Source organism: Bdellovibrio sp. BIS2, assembly GCF_055398295.1.
Window position 1 is genome coordinate 3,394,823 of the sequence record NZ_AP035879.1, and the last position, 18,425, is coordinate 3,413,247.

Here is an 18,425-nt window from a genome sequence, read left to right on the forward strand (position 1 = left end):
ACCTCTATTAGGCGTTGATAAGAATCTGTTGCATCTGACGCACGGTCTGCGTGAAGTTGGTCGGGTCCTCGACTCTCTGTTTCAGGAAGTCGTTCACCTGGTCAATCACCTTCACGGCCCGGTCAATCTTGGGATTGGATCCCGGTTTGTAGGCTCCGATGTTGATCAGATCCTCGGCGTCTTTATAGACCGCCAGGGTTTCACGCAGCTTTTGCGCCAGTTTGGAGTGCTCCGGCGAAGACACCGCCCGCATCACCCGGCTGGCACTTTGCATGATATCGATCGCCGGGAAGTGACCCTTCTGCGCCAACGAACGGCTTAGAACGATGTGCCCGTCCACGATGGAACGCACGGAATCCCCGATCGGATCATTCATGTCATCCCCTTCGACCAGCGTCGTATAGAAGCCGGTGATACTGCCTTCGCCTTCAAAGGACCCGGCCCGCTCAAGGAGCTTAGGCAGGGTGGCAAAGACGCTCGGGGTGTAACCCTTCTGGGATGGCGGTTCACCGGTGCTCAGACCGATCTCCCTTTGAGCCATCGCAAAACGAGTCACCGAATCCATCATCAACAAAACATTCTTCCCCTGAGAGGAGAAGTATTCAGCCAGTGCCGTCGCCACATAGGCGCCACGCATACGCAGCAGCGGGCTTTGGTCACTGGTCACACAGACAACAACCGATCTTTTCATCCCTTCCGGGCCCAGATCGTGCTCGATAAATTCGCGCACCTCACGCCCACGTTCACCGATCATGGCGATCACGTTGACGTCGGCATTCGTATTACGGGCCATCATGCCCAGCAATACGGATTTACCCACACCGGAACCCGCCATAATAGCGACACGCTGGCCCAGCCCTGCGGTTAATGCACCATTAATGGCACGAATCCCCAGGTCAATAGGCTCACGAATCGGACGACGATCCAGAGGGTTGCGGACTTCACTGTATAAAGGAACTTCACGGAAATTTTCGACTTCGCCTTTGTCATCCAAAGGACGACCCAGGCCATCCACCACACGGCCCAAAAGCTCTTCACCCGCACGCACGGTGGCAATCTGACGGGCCAGGACGATTTTGGATCCCAGGGCCACGCCTCTCATGTCGTTTAATGCCATCATCAGAACATGCTTGTCCTTGAACCCCACCACTTCCGCCAGGAAGGACTTTTCCATCCCACTGGGATTGATGGACACGATACTGCCAACACTTGCGCCGGGCAGATACCCTTTAATAAGCATCCCGTTCACTTCCGTGACTTTACCGCTGTCCTTCGTCAAATGGACAGACTGGATCACGTCAGAATACTTATCCAGGTTCAGTTCAAATTCGCTCATTAACCGGCAATCCTGTCTTTAACTTTGGGCATGTTTTCAGAAAGAACAGACCACAACTGCTCCACACGCTGCTCAATGCGCGCATCGACTTCACCATAGTTGGTTTCAACGATGCAGCCGCCATCAGCAACTTCGGCGTTGGGTTCAAATTTGATTTTTTTGATGAATTCAAATTCACGGCCGGTTTCGGATTTCAGTTCTTCCAGGAAGTCGAACTGAGCCTGGGACACGTGAACGGTGATTTCTTCTTCGTCCTGAGCCAAACCAACCGCGTCGCGCAGAATTCCCACCATCGCGTCGTTATTGCTCTGAAGCTCGGTTTTGGCCAGACGGGAGGCCATCTGGAACATCAGCTTCAGCAGATGGGCCTCATTGAATCCGGACATTTCTTTTTTAAGTTCTTTGATAGTCAAAAGCAGGGTGTCCAAACCGGCCATACGCTCGGCGATATCCGCAGAAACCTGCTCGAAGGCTTCTTTACGGCCCTCTTCCAGACCCAGGCGATAGGCTTCCTGATAGGCGCCTTCCTGGATCTCTTTCAGTTTTTCCAAAGCGGCGACTTCGACTTTTTCCTCGTCGTTGCCTTTTTCCACCTGATCGATACCCGTTTGCACACGCACGGCATCGTTCATGCGGAAGTCAGAGCCCTTTTTCTTTTCTGCCAGATAGTTCATGGCCTGCTCGGGAGTCCCCAGATCAAAACGCATGGGAACGAACTCGAGAACTGTCTTTTCAGCCACTTCCTTGGACAGAACGGACTTGGAGGCGCGATTAGACCATTGCATCTTCTGAACCACCTCTTGCGATCAGGATTTTTCCTTCTGCTTCCAGACGGCGTGCCACGTTCACGATCTCCTGCTGAGCCGACTCGACGTCGGACAGACGGGATGGACCCATGTTCGACAGATCCTCACGCAGCATCTCGGCCGCACGGGCAGAGATGTTCTTGAAGATCTTCGTACGAATCTCTTCGCTGGATGTTTTGAGCGCCAGCAGAAGCTTTTCGTTCGCCACTTCCTTGAGAAGGGACTGGATACCACGGTCGTCGATTTTCACGATGTCGTCGAAGACGAACATCAGCTTGCGGATCTCTTCCGCCAGCAGAGGATCTTTTTCCTCCAGGCGGGACATGATCGCGGTTTCCGTGTTCTTGTCCATGACGTTGAGCATTTCCGCCACCGGATGTACGCCACCCAATGCCGCCTGCTCGACAGTCGCCGTATTGGACAACTGGTTCTTCAATACACGGTCAATTTCAGCAATCAATTCAGGATCGACGTGCTCCAGATTCGCCATACGCAGAACCACTTCGGCCTGCAGGGCTTCAGGAAGACGTTTCAGAACCTCGCCTTTTTTCTCGGGCTCAAGATGCGCCAGGATCACGGCTACGGTCTGCGGGTGCTCATTCACCAGGAAGGTCGCCAGGGATTTGGCGTCGACCATCTCCAGGGATTCCAAAGAACGGGAACCACCGGAAGTGATGTTCAAGCCCCCCAGGATACCACGGGCTCTTTCCTCACCAAGGGCGTCCACGATGGTGTCCTTGGCAGAGATATTTTCAGAGAAAATGTAGTCTTCCGTCTCAGAAATCATTTCGTAGTACTCTTCCAGTACACGTTTGGTCACATGAACCGGCACCACGCGCAATTTGCTCATTTGGTTAATAAGCTTGCGGATATCGGAGTCGTCCATACGGCGAAGCAGAACCTTCACCGCGTCCTTGCCAAGGTAGTTGATCAGGATTGCGGCCTTGTCGAAGCCCTTGAGATTTTCATACTCAATATTATCTGACTTATGAAGTTTCATTAGCCATCCTTCCTAACCAGCCACATACCAAAGGCGTTGGCTGCTTTTTCCTCGTCACGACTCATTGATGACAGGATACGGTCTTTCAGCAATTCAGATTCGGCCTTCTCAGGATCAATTGATTCCTGAAGGACCGGCAACGCGGTGGACATGCCCGGCAGGGTGTTATCCACAGACTGCAGCTCTTCCAGTTCTTCGATGGTGCGAGGAAGCATTTCCTCAACAGAATCCTGGAAGCTGTCGGTGATCCACTGCATGAACGGGCGAACCACGATGAAGAAGAACAGCGCCAAGCTGAAGCCCAGCAATGCCCACTTGAACAACGCGTGGATCAGCTTTTTTCTTTCCAGCGTCGTCAGGATCTTTTCTGCTTCAGAGAAGTCTTCCGGCTGGAACTGGATATTTTCAATTTTAACACTGTCACCGCGGGCGGTGTTGAACCCGATCGCGTTTTTAACCAGGTCCTCGTACTTGCGCAGCTCTTCAGCAGAGCGCGGTTTCCAGGTTGTTTCAGTTGTGCCGTCGGCCTTGGTTGTTGTGGTCATCATACCGTCAACAACGACCGCCACACTCACGCGCTCCAGATTCCCGGCGGATTCACGGATGTTGCGCACGGTTTTTGGAACGTCATAGTTGGTTGTCTTGATTTCTTTTTTAACATCCTGACGGAAGCCCACAGTCCCCTGGTCCTCGGCACCCGGCAGATTGGAACGCGAGCCCGGCACACCGGCTGGATTGGTACGGGAGCCGTCCAAAGATTCCTCTTCAGACTGCTGGGAACGGATCGCTGTTTTATCCGGATCCACGGATTCTTCCACAGAAGAAATCACACGGTGATTCAAAGTGGCATCCACTTTCGCCACCACCTTGGCATGACCCACCACTTTGGACAGGATGTCCTCGATGCGATCTTCCAGGTCGCCTTCAATTTTCGCTTTCAGATCCAGCAGTTCATTGGAACCACCGGTTGTACCGTCCGCCACGCGGGTCAGAACTTTACCACGCTCATCCAGAACTGTGACTTTGTCGGCGTCCATACCCTCAACAGAGTTCGCCACCAGGTAACGGATACCGCGCACTTGCTCCGGAGCCAGTTCTTTCCCCTGGTGCAATTCCACCACGACAGACGCAGACGCCTGACCGCCCTCTTCAAGGAAAGTCTTTTTATTTGGCAATGCCAGAATCACTTTGGATTGTTTTACGGCGGTCAGCGTGTTGATCGCACGCATCAGCTCACCCTGAAGGGCACGCTGATAGTTGATCTTCTGAGCGTAGGAGTTCATACCGAAATCCTGCTTGTCGAAGATCTCAAGACCGATGGAACCCATTTTTGGGGAACCGATCTCGGACATCAATGTCATCTGGGTTGAGTGCAGCAGTTCTTTTGGAATGGCGATTGTTTTACCGCCATCACGCAACTGGAACGGCACATTCTTTTCGTTCAGTTTTCCCACGATTGTGGAAACCTGCTCCGTCGGAATGTTTGTGAACAATGGCACATAGTCTTTTCCTGAAGCCATAAACAGCATCGTGAAAAGTGCCACCGCCGCAATTACAGTAACCGCAATTACTGAAAGTCTTTTGGTCGGACCCAGGTTTTTGAAGAACTCGCGAAACTGGACAACCAATCCACCAAAAATCTTATTCAAGGAAACCCCTCCAGCCTAAGGAAACTAAACCTGCATCTTCATAACTTCTTGGTACGCATCAATAATCTTGTTGCGCACTTGCACCATCACCTTCAGGGCGATGTCTGCTTTTTCTGCGGCGATCATCACATCGGCCACGTTGTCCGTTTTGCCAGTCGCGAGATTCTGCATGGCTTTGTCTGAAGCCTTCTGCATTTCATTCACGCTGCCTACGGCGTCTTTCAGGGTGTCGGCGAAGCTCTTGCCCGTACCGGATGTCGAACTAGCTGAAGGGGTGTTCTCGATACTTAGTGACTTGGAATCACGGACGATTCCATTATCGAGAAACCTGTTTGCATTTGATACAGTAAAACCCTCCATGGCTTCACCTTCTCCTCTTAGAAAATTGTATTAAACTTGCGTAAAAAAGTCCTTAATTTTTGCCGGGGTCTAGGAAGGAATTACCTGCCTATCTCCAGCGCGGAAAGGGCCATATCCTTGGACGCCTGAACCGCTGTCACGTTCGCCTCGTAAGAACGCGACGCCTGTATCATATTGGTCATTTCTTCCATCAAATTGATGTTCGGATAAGCCACGTATCCATCTGCATTTGCATCAGGATGGTCCGGCTCATACTTGAGCAACGGCGCCTTGCGATCCGAAACCACATCTGTCACCTGGACCCGCTGGAAGCTTCCCGCCGGATCGGTCGATGTAATAATCTCGCCAAAGTTCTTGGCGTCGGGCATCGCCTCGAAAACCACGTCCTTACGGCGATACGGACCACCTTCAGGGGTCTGGGTCGTGTTAATGTTGGCAATATTGCTGGCAATGGTATTCATGCGCATTCTTTGCGCCGCCATACCACTGCTGCTGATTCTCATCCCCGTCAAAAAATCAGCCATCTATTACCGCCCTTCGGTTGCGGCATATTTCAGGGCCGCCATTTTTTTGTTGATCAGTTGCAGAGCCGCTTTGTACATGATCGCGTTCTCTGACAACGCCGACATTTCTTTTTCCACATCGACGGTGTTTCCGTCGTTGTTCACGGCGCCTTCCGGATCATCGTAAATGTCCGGGCGGGTTTTGTTCACAGAGATTCCGCCCACCGCGAAGTGTTCGGGATTGCTCGTGCTCAAAGAATTCGCGCCATCCAGATCCAGGGCTCTTTGCAAAGCGCCTTCGAAATCCATTTTCTTGGCGTGGTACCCCGGAGTCTCGGCATTGGCGATATTGGAGGATGTCACATTGTGACGGAGCTGCCTCATGCTCAGTGAGGTCGCCAGAGCGTTGGTTGTTTTATCGAAGATACTACTCATAAAACACCTGCTTCCTTGTATTCATTAAGTTTGTTTCTCAATGTACGAATACTGATTCCAAGCATTTGCGCCGCACGGGTGCGGTTCTGGGCAGTCAGCTCCAGGGTCTGAATAATGAGACGCTTCTCGACCTCAGAAAGGGACATGCCCGGTGCAAAATCCAGGTCCATATCCTCAACCACAGCCTCAAACTGAATGGATTCAGGCCCAATCAGTGAAGATTTTGCAAGAACCACGGCTCTTTCCAGCACATTTTCAAGCTCACGAATGTTCCCCGGCCAGTTCCAGCTATTCAGGCGCTCATAGCCCTCGGCCGTCAAACGCAAGCCCGACTTGCCGTGCATGATCTGGGAAACTTCCAGAATAAAATTCACAATATTCTGGAAATCCTGACGACGGTCTTCCAGACGCGGAATTTCCAGATGCACAACCGCCAGCTTATAGAAAAGATCCTGACGGAACTGCTCCTGCTTCACCAAAGCGCGCAGATCGCGGCGGGAAGTCGAAATGAAACGGGGACGAGTGCCGTCGGTTCTTTCCACCAGCTTCATCAGGTCATTTTGCAACGCCACGGAAGCACAATCCAGATCCTCAATCAGCAAAGTACCGCCATCCACGCGGGAGAAATCAAATCCACCGGCGTTTTTACAATCCAGGCAGTACAGACGTGCTGAACGGCTTTTTGTGTAAATGTAACGAGCCAGACTTGTTTTACCCACACCGGCTTCACCCACCAGAAGCAAACTTGCCTGCGTTGAAGCCAACTGCAAACTCAGTTGTTTCACTTCGTGCATTCTTCTATCTTCGATGTGTAGAGCATCAAAATCAAAGTACGACATCCAAACTCCTATTGGCCTTGCTCGTTCTCAGACATAGCTGGAATTCTTTTGATATATTTCTTGTAACCGTCGCGCCATTCTGAATTCTTCAACTGCTCCTGAGCCAGATTCTTCCAGAACCCGCTCTTGTCACCTTTGAAGTCATTCCAAACCTCAGCCGCCTTCTGGATCTCACCTGCTTTGAAGTAGATCTGACCCAGCTTGTAGCGGATAGAGGACAGAGGACGATTGTCTTCGTATTTTTCCAGCAGCTTTTCATAGGAACCTGTCGCCAGATCCTGCTGCTTTTTATCCAGATAGATATCACCCATCATTTCCAGCGCTTTGGCGTGGACAACCGGGGAAATCTTGCCCGAATCACTTTGCAATTTGTCGATCATTTCCAAAGATTGGATGGCTTCATCCGGCTTGCTTTGTTTCACCTGAAGCTCTGCAAGCTTCAAGTAAGGTTCTGCCACCAGTTGAGGCTGGCCTTTCCAGGTGCGCAGCAATTCTCCCAGGTAACGAACCGCAGAGTCATTATCACCACGTTTTTCCAGCAGACGAACCGCGATGTTCACGCGTTCAATCTGAGCTTTTTCATCCATCTTTTCAGGAGCTTTGATATTTTTCAGATAGTCATAGGCCTGGTTGTATTTTTGTTCTTGAGTGAACACGTTGGAAAGACGCAGGTTCAGCTCGTCTTCAGAAGGAATCTGCTCTTTCACCTGGATTTCTTTGGCTTCCGCGGTGCCACGAATCGCATAGATACGATTCAAAACGTCTTTGTAGTATCTTTCCGCTTCAACCGGAACGCCGGCCATTTCAAAGGCACGACCGACATTATATTTTGTATCCAGACGCTTTGAATTTTTCAGCCAGTTGTCAGCATATTGACTGTGGGTCTTCAAAGCCTTGATGAAGTTGCCTTCATTGACTTCAGATTCCAGCTTGTCGTTGATGTTGGAAACAATACGGTTGGTCAGCAGCGGAACATCCACAGATGTTGGATGTTCTTTATAATACTTGGAAAGCAGATCCACCGCTTTTTGGTGTTCCCCACGGTGAGTGTAACCATCCGCGACCATCACAGTTGCAAACTGCTCGATGTTCGGAAGGTCAATTTTTTTAGCCAAAGACATGATTTCTTCAACCGCATGGTTCACTTCCTTCGGCTTCATGCCCTTCATGCGCGCACTCAACAGACGCAAACGCGCAATCACCGCATTCGGAGTTTCACCATAGCGGAAGTAAGTTTCCAGATAAGCCCCCATCACGCGGGACTTGTCGGCACCGAAGATTTCAAGCAATTCACCCATGCGGGTCATCGCAAAGGCCGAGTGATTGCTGCTTGGGAATTTCTTCACAAATTCACGATAAGTGTCCAGACTTTGCGGGTACTTGTTCATCATGAACAAAGATTCCGCCTGATTGAAGAAGGCATTCGGGTAAGAACCCTGCCCCTCTGGATACTTCTTCAAAGCTTTCTGATATTCATCAACCGCTTTTGCATAGTTCTTGCCGCGCACCCAAACGTCTCCACGACGGTAAGCGGCTTCCACTTTCAAATCGCGGTTGGTCGCTTCTTTTTCAACCTGATCAAACTGGGCAATTGCATCAGTCCATTTGTTCAGCTTCATGAAAGCCAAACCCATGCCCAGACGAGCCAGGTCTTTTGAAACCGATTCTTTGCCAGAGAAGTTTTTATTGTCGATGTGTTCCTGGAACAAACGCAGGGAATTCAGCGCATCGCCTTTTTCCAAAGCCAAAAAGCCTGTCTTCACGGACGTTCTTTCCGCCAGAGGAGAGCGCGGATACTTTGCGACCGCTTCCTTATATTTCTGCATTGCCTCGTCATAATCCTTCATGCGGCCTTCTTCCTGCCACAGGGCCAGGTGAACGTCGGCAGTCATGAAATCAATGACTTCGTTGTATTCAGATTTTGGATACTTGTCTTTGAACCAAGCTTGCGTTTTCAGATAAACGCCATAACGCTGCTTTTCAAAAAGAGTCAAAAGCAAGCGAGCCTGTTTGTTTTCTTCGGTGGACTGCGGGGAAATCTGATAGATCGCCGGAGTGATCTTCATTTTCTCCCAGTAACTGACCGGGGTTTCCAGCATCGGGAACGGAATATAGTAGTTATCCTTGGCGCGGATCATCGCCTCTTCTTTGATCTCATAGTCTTTAACCGAGAAGCGGGAATAGTCCGGATCGCCACCGTCAAAGATACCGGATTTCACCGAATCATTAGCGGCAAAGCCCACACCCTGATCCGCAATCGCCAAAGTATCCGCCGCAGGTTTGCGGTTCTTGTCTGTTTTGGCTTTTGCTACAGGTTTCACATCTTTAGCAGGCAGCTCGGTCGGGATCTGTGTGTCTTTTTTAGCAACCGCTTTGCTGTCTTTTTTAGGTTTCGCGGAAGGATTCACATAGAAATCCATGATCAGGCGAGAAGGCTGATCCGTCAGGTAATCAAATGTCTCAATGTCTTCGCCGGAGAGGGTGAACTGAATCACGTTCTTGCCATCCGGACCCTTGCGGTCCACAGCCACCGACGTCACAAAATCACTTTTAAATGAAGAAAGAGAACCGATCGTGGATTCATCCAACGCCGGCACGGTCATTTCAACGACAACCTGACCTTTTTTATCAAGGCGTTTGACGTCGTAATCCCAATTTTGCTGGCCCGACAGTTCCATGTGAACAGTGTCGCCCTGAAAATTAATGATTCCATTGACCTTCGCCGCTTGCGCTGAAGCTAGACCAAAGAACAGGCATCCTGCCACGATCAAATTGCGTAAAGTGTTCACTCCTTGAACCCCTTCTCTTCCCTTCGCTCTGCTATTGCACATACGGTGCCACCTCTTTCAAAGGTCCATTGGCAAATAATTTCCAGATGGGCAAAAAGTTTCATAGAATTTCCAACACCACCGCCAAAACGCTGACGGCAAACGACCCGGCCCTTGGCAGGGGCTTAGGCAAGCCAGCCGCTTCGGACAGTCCTCGCGGACGCCGTCCCTTTGGGACGTGCTGCTGCGGAACTCGCGTCTGGCTTGCCTAAGCCCCTGCCAAGCGCCTGGTGTGCCGGCAGGTTTTGTGGGCTTGTGCACACGACGTGTGTTCTCTGAACTTTTTCTACGCGCTAACGAGAGCTCTCGGTGGGGCGCTAGAAGCAGTGGGAAAATTCTTGTTTGGAAGGTCGGACAGCTTGGTCTAGTGCGGATAGGGGGAGCGGTGGTGGCTCAGCCCCAAGTTCCGCAGCAGTAGGCCCAAAGGGCCACGTCCGCGAGGATGTGTTCGAAGGGGATGAGGCGCCACCGCTCCCCCTATCCGCACTAGACCGAGGCACTGTTTCGCCGTACAGACTCTGGATTTTTCCTCAATTTATTCCGATGGATGGGTGCTATGAAGAACATCTTTGTTTGTTGCATCTTGAGTTTGCTTTTTGTTGGGTGTGTGTCGGTGAATTTGCCGGGGCGGAAATCTGTGCCTGCTAAGGGTGTGGAGTTTTCTTCGCCTGCTTCTCCGTTTAAATCCATTGATGCTGGTAACTCTGACAAAGCCTGGTTGAGTTCGGCTACGGGCAATACCATTTCTTTTGTTTCTGATTGTGGTGGCTCGGATCCTTCCTTACAGCAAATGGAAACCGAGTCTTTGGCGGCGCTTTCCAATCTGGATGTTAAGTCAGACACTTTGATGTTCAATGGCCGCGAGGCCCGTCAATCCGTTGCTACGGGCACGGTGGATGGCATTCCAGTGCAATTGGCTTTGTTGGTGTTTAAGAAAAACAACTGCAACTACACTTTGAGTTATGGTGGCGTTCAGAAGCAGTTTGCGGCTGAACAGAAACACTTTGAAGACTTTAAGGCTCAGTTTAAGGCTCCGTGATGAATAACCTCGCCCTGCCCTTCACAGTCTTTATGATGGAAGTCCTCCACTTTATTGGTGGAGTGGGGCTGCTAAGCCGTGATGTTTTCCGTGAAACCATCCGTGGCCGTATCTATTACAAACTGATCTCTGAACAAATTTATCAGATCGGCATGCGTTCTTTGCCGCTGATCGTGATCACCGCCGTCAGCATCGGCATGGTGATGTCCCTGCAGTTTGGGATGGGTCTGGAAAAATTCGGTGGTAAACTTTATGTTCCTAAACTGCTGGCCGTGACCATCTTGCGTGAAATGGGTCCAGTGTTTACAAGTCTGATGCTGGCGGCTCGTGTGGGTGCCGGTATCGCCAGTGAAATTGGCAGTATGGTCGTGACCCAGCAAATTGATGCGATTCGTGCTCTGGGCACATCCCCGATCAAGAAAATCGTTATTCCCCGTGTTCTGGCATGCCTGATCACTTTGCCGATCCTGGTTTCTATTGCCAACATCGTCGGAAATTTGGGCGGCCTGATCATCGGTGCGACTGAACTGAATCTGGATCCTAATTTCTATTATCTGAAAGTGATGACGACTTCCAACATCCAAGATTATCTGTCCGGATTTGCGAAGACCTTCTTCTTTGCCCTCTTTATTGCCATCCCGTCCTGCTATTTCGGTCTGAATGTGAAAGCCGGCACGAAAGAAGTCGGCATCGCCACCACCAAAGCGGTGGTCGTGTCGTCTATCCTGATTGTAGTCGGTGACTTCTTCCTTTCAAAACTTTTCTGGATCGTGGAGAAAATGATATGAGCGAAACCAGACAAGGCGTTATCGAAGTGGTGGACTTTAAAAAGTCCTTTGGCAGCAAGAAAGTGCACCAGGGTGTGAACTTCTATGTGCGTAAAGGTGAATGTCTGGGCCTGATCGGCGGATCCGGTGCCGGAAAAAGTGTTATTCTGCGCAGTCTGGTCGGTTTGGAAAAACCTGACAGCGGGCAGATTCTGATCAACGGCGTGGATATCACTCCGATGAAAGAAAACGAACTGATCGAAATCCGCAAGAAAGTGGCCTATGCCTTCCAGGGCGGGGCTTTGTTTGACTCGATGTCGGTGTACGAAAATCTGGCGTATCCTTTACGTGAACATTTCAACTTCAGCGAAGAGGAAATCTCGCGCCAGATCAAAGAAACCCTGCAGGAGTTTGGCCTGCCGGGATCTGAACACCTGCTGCCGGGAAATCTTTCCGGTGGTATGCAAAAGCGTGTGGGCCTGGCCCGCGCGATGATGATGCACCCCGAAGTCGTTTTGTACGATGAGCCGACAGCGGGTCTTGACCCTTACAACACCAAACGCATCCAGGAATCCATCTTAAGCCTGAAGGCCAAGGGTGTGACCTCGATTCTGGTAACCCACGACATGCCGACGGTCTATGCCGTCTGTGACAAGGTTGCCCTGCTGCTGAATGGAAAAATCGGCGAGCAGTACACAATTGAAAAACTCAAACAAGAGCCCCCAGGGGCCATGAGCCAGTTCATCAACGGAGAAAGTGCTTAATGGAATCTCACTTCGGCACCCAAATCAAAGTCGGAATCTTTTTGACCATCGGGATCTTCCTGATTCTGGCCACCATCTTTATGCTCGGCGCGGACAAGGCCTTGTTCACAAGCTATGTGCGTGTGCATGCTCACTTTGACCAGGTTCAGGGCCTGGCGGTGGGAAGCGTCGTGTCCCTGTCCGGTGTGACCGTCGGTAACGTTGAAACCATCACCTTCCTGCCCGAGAAAAACTCTTTGGACGTAAAGATGAAAATCAACGAGGACTATATCGACCGTATCCGTCAGGGTTCCCAGGTGGAAATCCGCACGCAAGGGGCCTTGGGTGACAAGTTCGTCTTTATCATCCCAGGGGACCCGCGCGCTGAAAGCCTGAAAGAAGGCGATATTCTGGAAGTGGCAAAGCCCACGGACTTTTTGGGTATCGTTTCTGAGCGTGGCAATGAAACCAACAGAATCTTTGATATCATCAACGAGCTTTACAAAATCACCCATGCGATGAACGTGGAAAACCGCATGGGTAAAATCATGGCGAACCTTGAAACCGCCAGCACGAATTTTTCCCAGACCAGCAAAGACAGCCAGAAATTCGTGGCGCAGATGAATGCCCACGGAGGCGGCGAAAAGCTGGGTAAATCCATCGAAAAACTGGATTCCATTCTGTCCAAGATCGACCGTGGCGAAGGCAGTCTGGGCGCACTGATCAACGATCCGTCCATTCACAACCGCCTGAAAAACATGCTGGGTGGTTCCAATCGCAAGAATCACGTCGAGTCCCTGCTTCGCACTTCCATCGAAAAAGAAACCAAAGACTAGCCTTTTCAGCTAGTCCCCTTCAAAGACTAGCTTTCTGCTGGTCTTTTCGGTTTAGTACCGTTTTAATTCTGCAAGCTTCCTCCACTTGGTCCAGAAATCCTGGAAACCCGAGTGGAGAATCGTTTCAAAGATCTTTAGTTTTAGATTCATGGAAAATTCAAAACTACTCGAAGCAATTTCAATCGGCGTTACTCTTCTACTGATCTTGGCGGGGACTGCGCAGGCCTCTGAACACCGCCTGAAACTTCCGATGGATGGACTGGGCGAAAACCGCATCAGCTCCGAAGTGATCTACATCGACAATGAAGACTCCACCGGCGATGTGCGCGAAATGAAGGTCAGTTGGTCTGAAAAGATCCCAGCCACCTCCGCCACTTTGCAGGTTTCCAGCCTGATGCAAACGGAAGCTGTGGGAGCGGCTGCCCAAATTTCGTGGTCTTTTTAGGGCACTATCCAACTTTTTGACAGCCGAAAACCCCTTGGGATGCATATAAGCTGAGTTGCAATTTTGCAAGTCAGACCCGGCATGAGAAAGTTGATCGTATTGTCACTCATATTGTCCGCCTGCCAGGGCCAGATCTCCAAAGATTCCCTGGTTAATTCCAACTTTGACGGCATAGTCGGCGGGACCGACGTGGCCGTGACTGAAGCCACGGCAAAACAGGCCCTGAACTTCCGCGTGCTGTATGACCCGCAAATCACCGAAGATGAGCGCGGGACCATCACCCGATACAAAGTTTCCCAGTGCACAGCCAGTGCTATTTCTCCCCGTCTGATCCTGACGGCGGGCCACTGCATTTCAAAGCGCGAAGACGCTTTACACCGAATTGAATTGAAAAACGAGGATGGCGAGGCGATTTATTACAAGGCCTCGAAATTCCTGGTTCATCCTGAATACGAAAACGGAAACAAAAAGTACGATCTGGCGCTGGTACTGCTTGAGACGGCCCTGCCAGAAAATATCGAGATCATGAAACTGCCGGCCAAAGACGTGGATCTGGGGTTAAACAGCATCAAAGCGGCTGGTTTCGGTCGCATGGACGGCCGTCCGTCCTTCCCAGGCAATGTCGGCATTCTGCGCACGGCAGATTTGAATATCGCCAAGTACAGTCCGACCGAACCTGCTTTCATCGTGGATCAATCACAAGGAAAAGGCTTCTGTCAGGGTGATTCCGGTGGACCTGCGATCACCACGATTGGCAGCGACACCATGGTGGTGGGCGTGGCTTCGAAAACATTCTTCGATGACAAACTGCCAAAGGAAGAATGGAACTTGTGCATCATGCAGGGTGAATACATGAACGTTCAGTTCCACATGGACTGGATCGAAGCGACATCCAAGATTCTTTCACAAGAGTAATCCGCAGCGCGAGTGGCATAAGAATTTCAGGTTAAAGTTAGTAAGTTTCAGAAGAGACTTTTAAATACAATCTAAATGCTTTAGAAGGAAATGCTGTGAATATTCGGGCGTTACTTGTAACATTTTGCGGAATTTTAGGCTCAATTTGCGCCTATGGTTCGCTTATGGGAACAAGCACACTGCCCGAGGGGATCAACAGCCCTTCCCTGCGCTTTGGGATGATCGACGGCATCAGCCAGAAATACACCGAAAGCGGCAGCCTGATGAATCTGGGGGACTACAAATCCGTGGTCTTCGACGCCAAATCCCTGGCTAAGTTTAATTCCGACGCCAAACGCCTGATTGACGCTTTAAACCGCTTCGGTGGTCACAATCTGGGGGATGCCTTCAATCTGGGCGTCCTGCGCGTGGACACCATGCCGAAGGTTCAATACTATGCCCCGGTTTTCGCCCGCGGTATCACCAAGAACTGGACAATCGGTGTCGGCGTGCCGGTCGTGTCTTACACCAACAAGATCTCCCTTTCGCAGGAGTTCTCGAATATTGAATACTATCGCCAGCAGTTCTCTGGACTGAATCCGGAACTGGATGCGGCTTTGAATACGGACTTGAGCAAAGCCACCAACGAGACTTTGACGGCAAAGGGTTACAAACCACTTGCGAACCGCGATGAAAGTTTCATTGGCGATGTGAACGTGGTGAGCATTTACAAGTTCTATGAAAAAGGCGACATCACCATGGCCCATCAGGCCCAGTTGAATCTGCCGACGGGCCCTAAATACGACACCGACGATCTGGCTGCGCTGAATGTATTCGGTCGCACGAACATCACGAATTCTTTCGTTTATTCCCACAAAATCTTTGCCGGAGCCTATCTGGTTCCTTACGTTTCTTATCTGGTGAACATCCCGGACAACATCACAGCCCGGGTTCCCACCGATGAAGATGACACCTTGCCTGATGCCACCACTAAAGAGGACGTGACCCGCACTTTGGGTAATATCGCCACCGTCGGTGGCAATGCCTTCTATGAATTCAGCGACAGCTGGACGCTGGGGGCAGGTTATGACTATTCGACCAAAGAAAAAGACGTCTATCGTGGCGATCGCAATACACGCTATGACCTGCTGGCTTTGAATTCCGCCTCCACCGCTCACCGCGTGAAGGCCGAGCTGACTTACAGCACGGTGAATTCATATTTTAAAAAGACCGCCTTGATTCCCATGATGATCAGCTATCAGATTTCCGACGTCTTTGCCGGCGTCAATATCGAACGCCAGTTGGCGCAGGAAATGAACTTGATGATGTTCTTCTAGAAAGGAGGGCCCATGTTAAGAAAGTCTTTGCACATTCTGATGTCCTCGGCCCTTGTTCTTTCGGCGTGCGCTCCGAAAGTGGAAGAACGTGTCTTTGAAAAACCCCAAACTTCTTTCGGCCCGCAATCCAAAGACACCCGGTTGAACCTGCGTGTTCGTCAGTTTGGCAAAGACACTCCGGAATTGTACTGGGCTGGCACCATCGGCAGCGCCCGGTTCTTTGAAATTGCTGAGGCTCTGCACCACTTGGGTGCTTCCACCGAAACACCGGCCCTAAAGCAGACCGGGCTTTCCTGGATTCGCAAATATTACAGCACTCCCCAGGCCACTTTGACAACGGAGCTAGCGGATTCCCCGTTTGCATCTCTGGCCACTTCTCAGACCCAGGAACAAGTCCGCGGGACTTTGACTGAAGTTCTGGCCGATATCGAAAAATCGCGTCCGGTGATTCGCAGACACATTGAGGCTCTGGGCCCGGGACTGCCTCAGGTTCCCATTAAAAATCTGAACGAGATTCTTTCTCGCGCCGAAATATTCACGGGCATGGTGCTGGCGGAAATCCCCAATATGGGACTGATCCCGGTTATCGAAAGTGGTCTGACAGAAGAGTTCCAGAAGAAAACCACACCCTTGTTTGCGGAAGTGCGCGCCCTGCTGGCAAAACTTGCGGCCACCAAAACCCTTTCAGAAACTTTGCGCCTTATTGACGACGCCGTTAAGCAATTTGAGGTCGAACTGACCCCGGAACTTCAGGCCAGCATGCTGCAGGGACGCAAACTCGCGGTGGGCCTGGATCGCATGTCCGATGCCCAGAGCGCTCTGACCGTGATCGTGGACGTATGGCGCATGCTGACCCCCGCCGAGCGCGAACAGAATTTCAAACCGGTGAATGAAACACTGTATGATTTCCTGTCCAAACAGAACGAGGACGAATTGATCTGCCTGGCCACCGAAGGCTGCAACGGCGGCATCATCGACGGCATCACCAAAAAGATCTTTATTCTTCCGAAAATCAAAAAATTCGGTGTAGAGACTTTGCAGCGCGATTTGAACAACGCCACCCGCCAGTATGTTGTGACCTCCATTGAGGCCTTCGCTGCCGAATTCGTAAAGACAATGCCCCAGACCTTCGCTGACAACATCGATGTGGGCCTGACAGATAAAGCGGCGGCCATCACACGGGTGCGTGACGGCTATCAGAACTATGTGCGCAACCTGTTTAAGGTATGGCAAAAGAAAGTCCTGCCCGCCACCGACGGCATGCTGCCTGGCTTTGAAGGCGGACAGGTTCTGTTTGAAGCCTCCACCAGCAAATCCCTGAATCTGAAGCCGGCGGCAGCCTCCCCGCAATTGCGCGCAGACTCCATTGGTCCGGCGATGTCGGCCAATGTCCTTTTGCTGGAAGAGTCGCCTGCCAACGATCCGAATGCCTTTGCCGCAATGCTGGCGCAGGTGAACAAGCTGGTGGCAATTGCTGGCTATCGTGACATGGAGAACAATCTGGTTCCGGCCCTGTTGGCTCCGGTGAATCATGAAGGCACCTTGCTGGACATAATGAATTTTGATGCTTCCAAAGACCCGGGACTTTCCTTCCGCGTCCCTGATATCATCAAGCTGCGTGATGCCTATCATGCAGATCACGAGCTCACTTATGAAAAAGACTTTTCAGCGGCAGCCTTCGCATCGCAAATTCGTGGTTTGAGTCGCATGATGCGCCTGACGGCCGACTGGAAGAAAACCGCCTATGATGAACAGTTGGGTCCGATCAAAGCGCAGGATCTGACTCAGGATGCCCAGCACGAAGACCTGCAACAGCCTCTGTTCCCGAAAGACATGCTCTTTGCTCTGAATTTGGGGAATGCGGCGGTTTTGCTTCAGGACATCACCAAAAAAGCAACCCCGGTGTTTATGCTGAGTCTGAACAACAATCTGCTTTGGGCAGACAGCTATGGAACAACCAATGAAACTGCCGTCATGGCCGGAATCGTTGACATCAAAAAAGGCGAACGCACGCAGACGGTCAGCACCCGCGACACGGCAAACTTCCTGCTGGCGCTCAGCGAGTTCCTGGATGCCACCGAAGGTGTAGAAAACACCAAATCATCGATCCTGCTTGAAAAAGACGCCAACGGCGAAGCGCCTTTGGATATTTTAAATGCGGGCCGCAAAGACATGCGTCTGTTGATCCTGGCGCTTTCCAATTTTATTTCCAATCAACTGATCAAAGCCGACAAGCTGGCTGTGACCAAAATGAATCTGAATGAACGCACGCTGGAAGTGAACAAAGACTATCGCGTCGAACAACAGGCCCTGGCGATTCGTGCGCTGTTAAAGGGCTGGCAGATCACGAAAATTGATTCTTATCTGTGGTCCGCTCAGGAAGTTTACTATGCGATGAACCGCCAGATGTTCAACGCCAAGGAAGAATTCTATATCAACAGCGACGGCAGCAAACTCAGTCTGCCCGAGCGTATCAACACCCTGCTGGCACTCAGCGAACTGAAACCACACCTGCCGGAAGAAAGCCGCATTCAACTGGAAAAGCTGATGAACCCGTGGCTAGCCGCTCTTAAAAACCTAAAATAAAAATTGAGTAAACTGCAAGGCT

Annotated in this window: 17 protein-coding genes; 8 read left to right on the plus strand and 9 right to left on the minus strand. The window is 51.0% G+C overall.

The features are described from left to right. Positions 1-7: 7 nt before the first annotated feature. The 9 genes from ACZ520_RS16110 to ACZ520_RS16150 all read right to left on the minus strand — a co-directional run bounded on the left by ACZ520_RS16110 (position 8) and on the right by ACZ520_RS16150 (position 9,717). The gene (locus ACZ520_RS16110) at positions 8-1,336 is read right to left on the minus strand and encodes a FliI/YscN family ATPase (RefSeq protein WP_011165737.1); all 1,329 of its coding nucleotides are present in this window, start codon (positions 1,334-1,336) and stop codon (positions 8-10) included. Beyond that, positions 1,336-2,121, minus strand: coding sequence for a FliH/SctL family protein (locus ACZ520_RS16115; RefSeq protein WP_088564143.1), 786 nt, complete (start codon positions 2,119-2,121; stop codon positions 1,336-1,338). The genes ACZ520_RS16110 and ACZ520_RS16115 overlap by 1 nt, the downstream gene beginning before the upstream one ends. After that, positions 2,108-3,142, minus strand: coding sequence for a flagellar motor switch protein FliG (fliG, locus tag ACZ520_RS16120; RefSeq protein ID WP_011165739.1), 1,035 nt, complete (start codon positions 3,140-3,142; stop codon positions 2,108-2,110). Before fliG ends, ACZ520_RS16115 begins: the two co-directional genes overlap by 14 nt. After that, on the minus strand, positions 3,142-4,791 hold the full coding sequence (gene fliF / locus ACZ520_RS16125) for a flagellar basal-body MS-ring/collar protein FliF (protein WP_088564142.1): 1,650 nt from the start codon (positions 4,789-4,791) through the stop codon (positions 3,142-3,144). The genes fliG and fliF overlap by 1 nt, the downstream gene beginning before the upstream one ends. A 24-nt stretch (positions 4,792-4,815) precedes the next feature. Continuing rightward, entirely contained in the window at positions 4,816-5,151 is a 336-nt protein-coding gene (gene fliE / locus ACZ520_RS16130; RefSeq protein WP_088564141.1) for a flagellar hook-basal body complex protein FliE, read from the minus strand. Between the two features lie 80 nt (positions 5,152-5,231). After that, positions 5,232-5,675 (minus strand): flagellar basal body rod protein FlgC, encoded by a 444-nt coding sequence (gene flgC, locus ACZ520_RS16135; protein ID WP_015092407.1) that lies wholly within the window; start codon positions 5,673-5,675, stop codon positions 5,232-5,234. 3 nt (positions 5,676-5,678) lie between these two features. Beyond that, the gene (flgB, locus tag ACZ520_RS16140) at positions 5,679-6,089 is read right to left on the minus strand and encodes a flagellar basal body rod protein FlgB (RefSeq protein WP_088564140.1); all 411 of its coding nucleotides are present in this window, start codon (positions 6,087-6,089) and stop codon (positions 5,679-5,681) included. Next, a complete protein-coding gene (locus tag ACZ520_RS16145) occupies positions 6,086-6,928 on the minus strand; it encodes a sigma 54-interacting transcriptional regulator (protein WP_088564139.1) in 843 nt (280 codons plus the stop codon). The genes flgB and ACZ520_RS16145 overlap by 4 nt, the downstream gene beginning before the upstream one ends. Before the next feature lie 8 nt (positions 6,929-6,936). Beyond that, positions 6,937-9,717 carry a tetratricopeptide repeat protein gene (locus ACZ520_RS16150; RefSeq protein ID WP_464126518.1) on the minus strand — a complete coding sequence of 927 codons (2,781 nt, stop codon included), beginning with the start codon at positions 9,715-9,717 and terminating at the stop codon, positions 6,937-6,939. Positions 9,718-10,312: 595 nt separating this feature from the next. On the opposite strand from ACZ520_RS16150, the gene ACZ520_RS16155 reads away from it, so the two are divergent. The 8 genes from ACZ520_RS16155 (at position 10,313) to ACZ520_RS16190 (ending at position 18,403) form a co-directional block, all read left to right on the plus strand. Continuing rightward, entirely contained in the window at positions 10,313-10,795 is a 483-nt protein-coding gene (locus ACZ520_RS16155) for a hypothetical protein (RefSeq protein ID WP_374031273.1), read from the plus strand. A 32-nt stretch (positions 10,796-10,827) separates the two neighbouring features. Further along, positions 10,828-11,583 carry an MlaE family ABC transporter permease gene (locus ACZ520_RS16160; RefSeq protein WP_416479930.1) on the plus strand — a complete coding sequence of 252 codons (756 nt, stop codon included), beginning with the start codon at positions 10,828-10,830 and terminating at the stop codon, positions 11,581-11,583. Continuing rightward, positions 11,580-12,326 carry an ABC transporter ATP-binding protein gene (locus ACZ520_RS16165; protein ID WP_088564135.1) on the plus strand — a complete coding sequence of 249 codons (747 nt, stop codon included), beginning with the start codon at positions 11,580-11,582 and terminating at the stop codon, positions 12,324-12,326. The genes ACZ520_RS16160 and ACZ520_RS16165 overlap by 4 nt, the downstream gene beginning before the upstream one ends. Then, positions 12,326-13,141 (plus strand): MlaD family protein, encoded by an 816-nt coding sequence (locus ACZ520_RS16170; protein ID WP_088564134.1) that lies wholly within the window; start codon positions 12,326-12,328, stop codon positions 13,139-13,141. Before ACZ520_RS16165 ends, ACZ520_RS16170 begins: the two co-directional genes overlap by 1 nt. 148 nt (positions 13,142-13,289) lie before the next feature. Then, entirely contained in the window at positions 13,290-13,586 is a 297-nt protein-coding gene (locus ACZ520_RS16175) for a hypothetical protein (protein ID WP_232469018.1), read from the plus strand. Between the two features lie 81 nt (positions 13,587-13,667). Then, positions 13,668-14,501 (plus strand): S1 family peptidase, encoded by an 834-nt coding sequence (locus tag ACZ520_RS16180; RefSeq protein WP_416479929.1) that lies wholly within the window; start codon positions 13,668-13,670, stop codon positions 14,499-14,501. A 164-nt stretch (positions 14,502-14,665) separates the two neighbouring features. Continuing rightward, positions 14,666-15,817 (plus strand): hypothetical protein, encoded by a 1,152-nt coding sequence (locus ACZ520_RS16185; protein ID WP_232469015.1) that lies wholly within the window; start codon positions 14,666-14,668, stop codon positions 15,815-15,817. Between the two features lie 12 nt (positions 15,818-15,829). After that, entirely contained in the window at positions 15,830-18,403 is a 2,574-nt protein-coding gene (locus ACZ520_RS16190) for a hypothetical protein (protein ID WP_464126523.1), read from the plus strand. Positions 18,404-18,425: the final 22 nt, after the last annotated feature.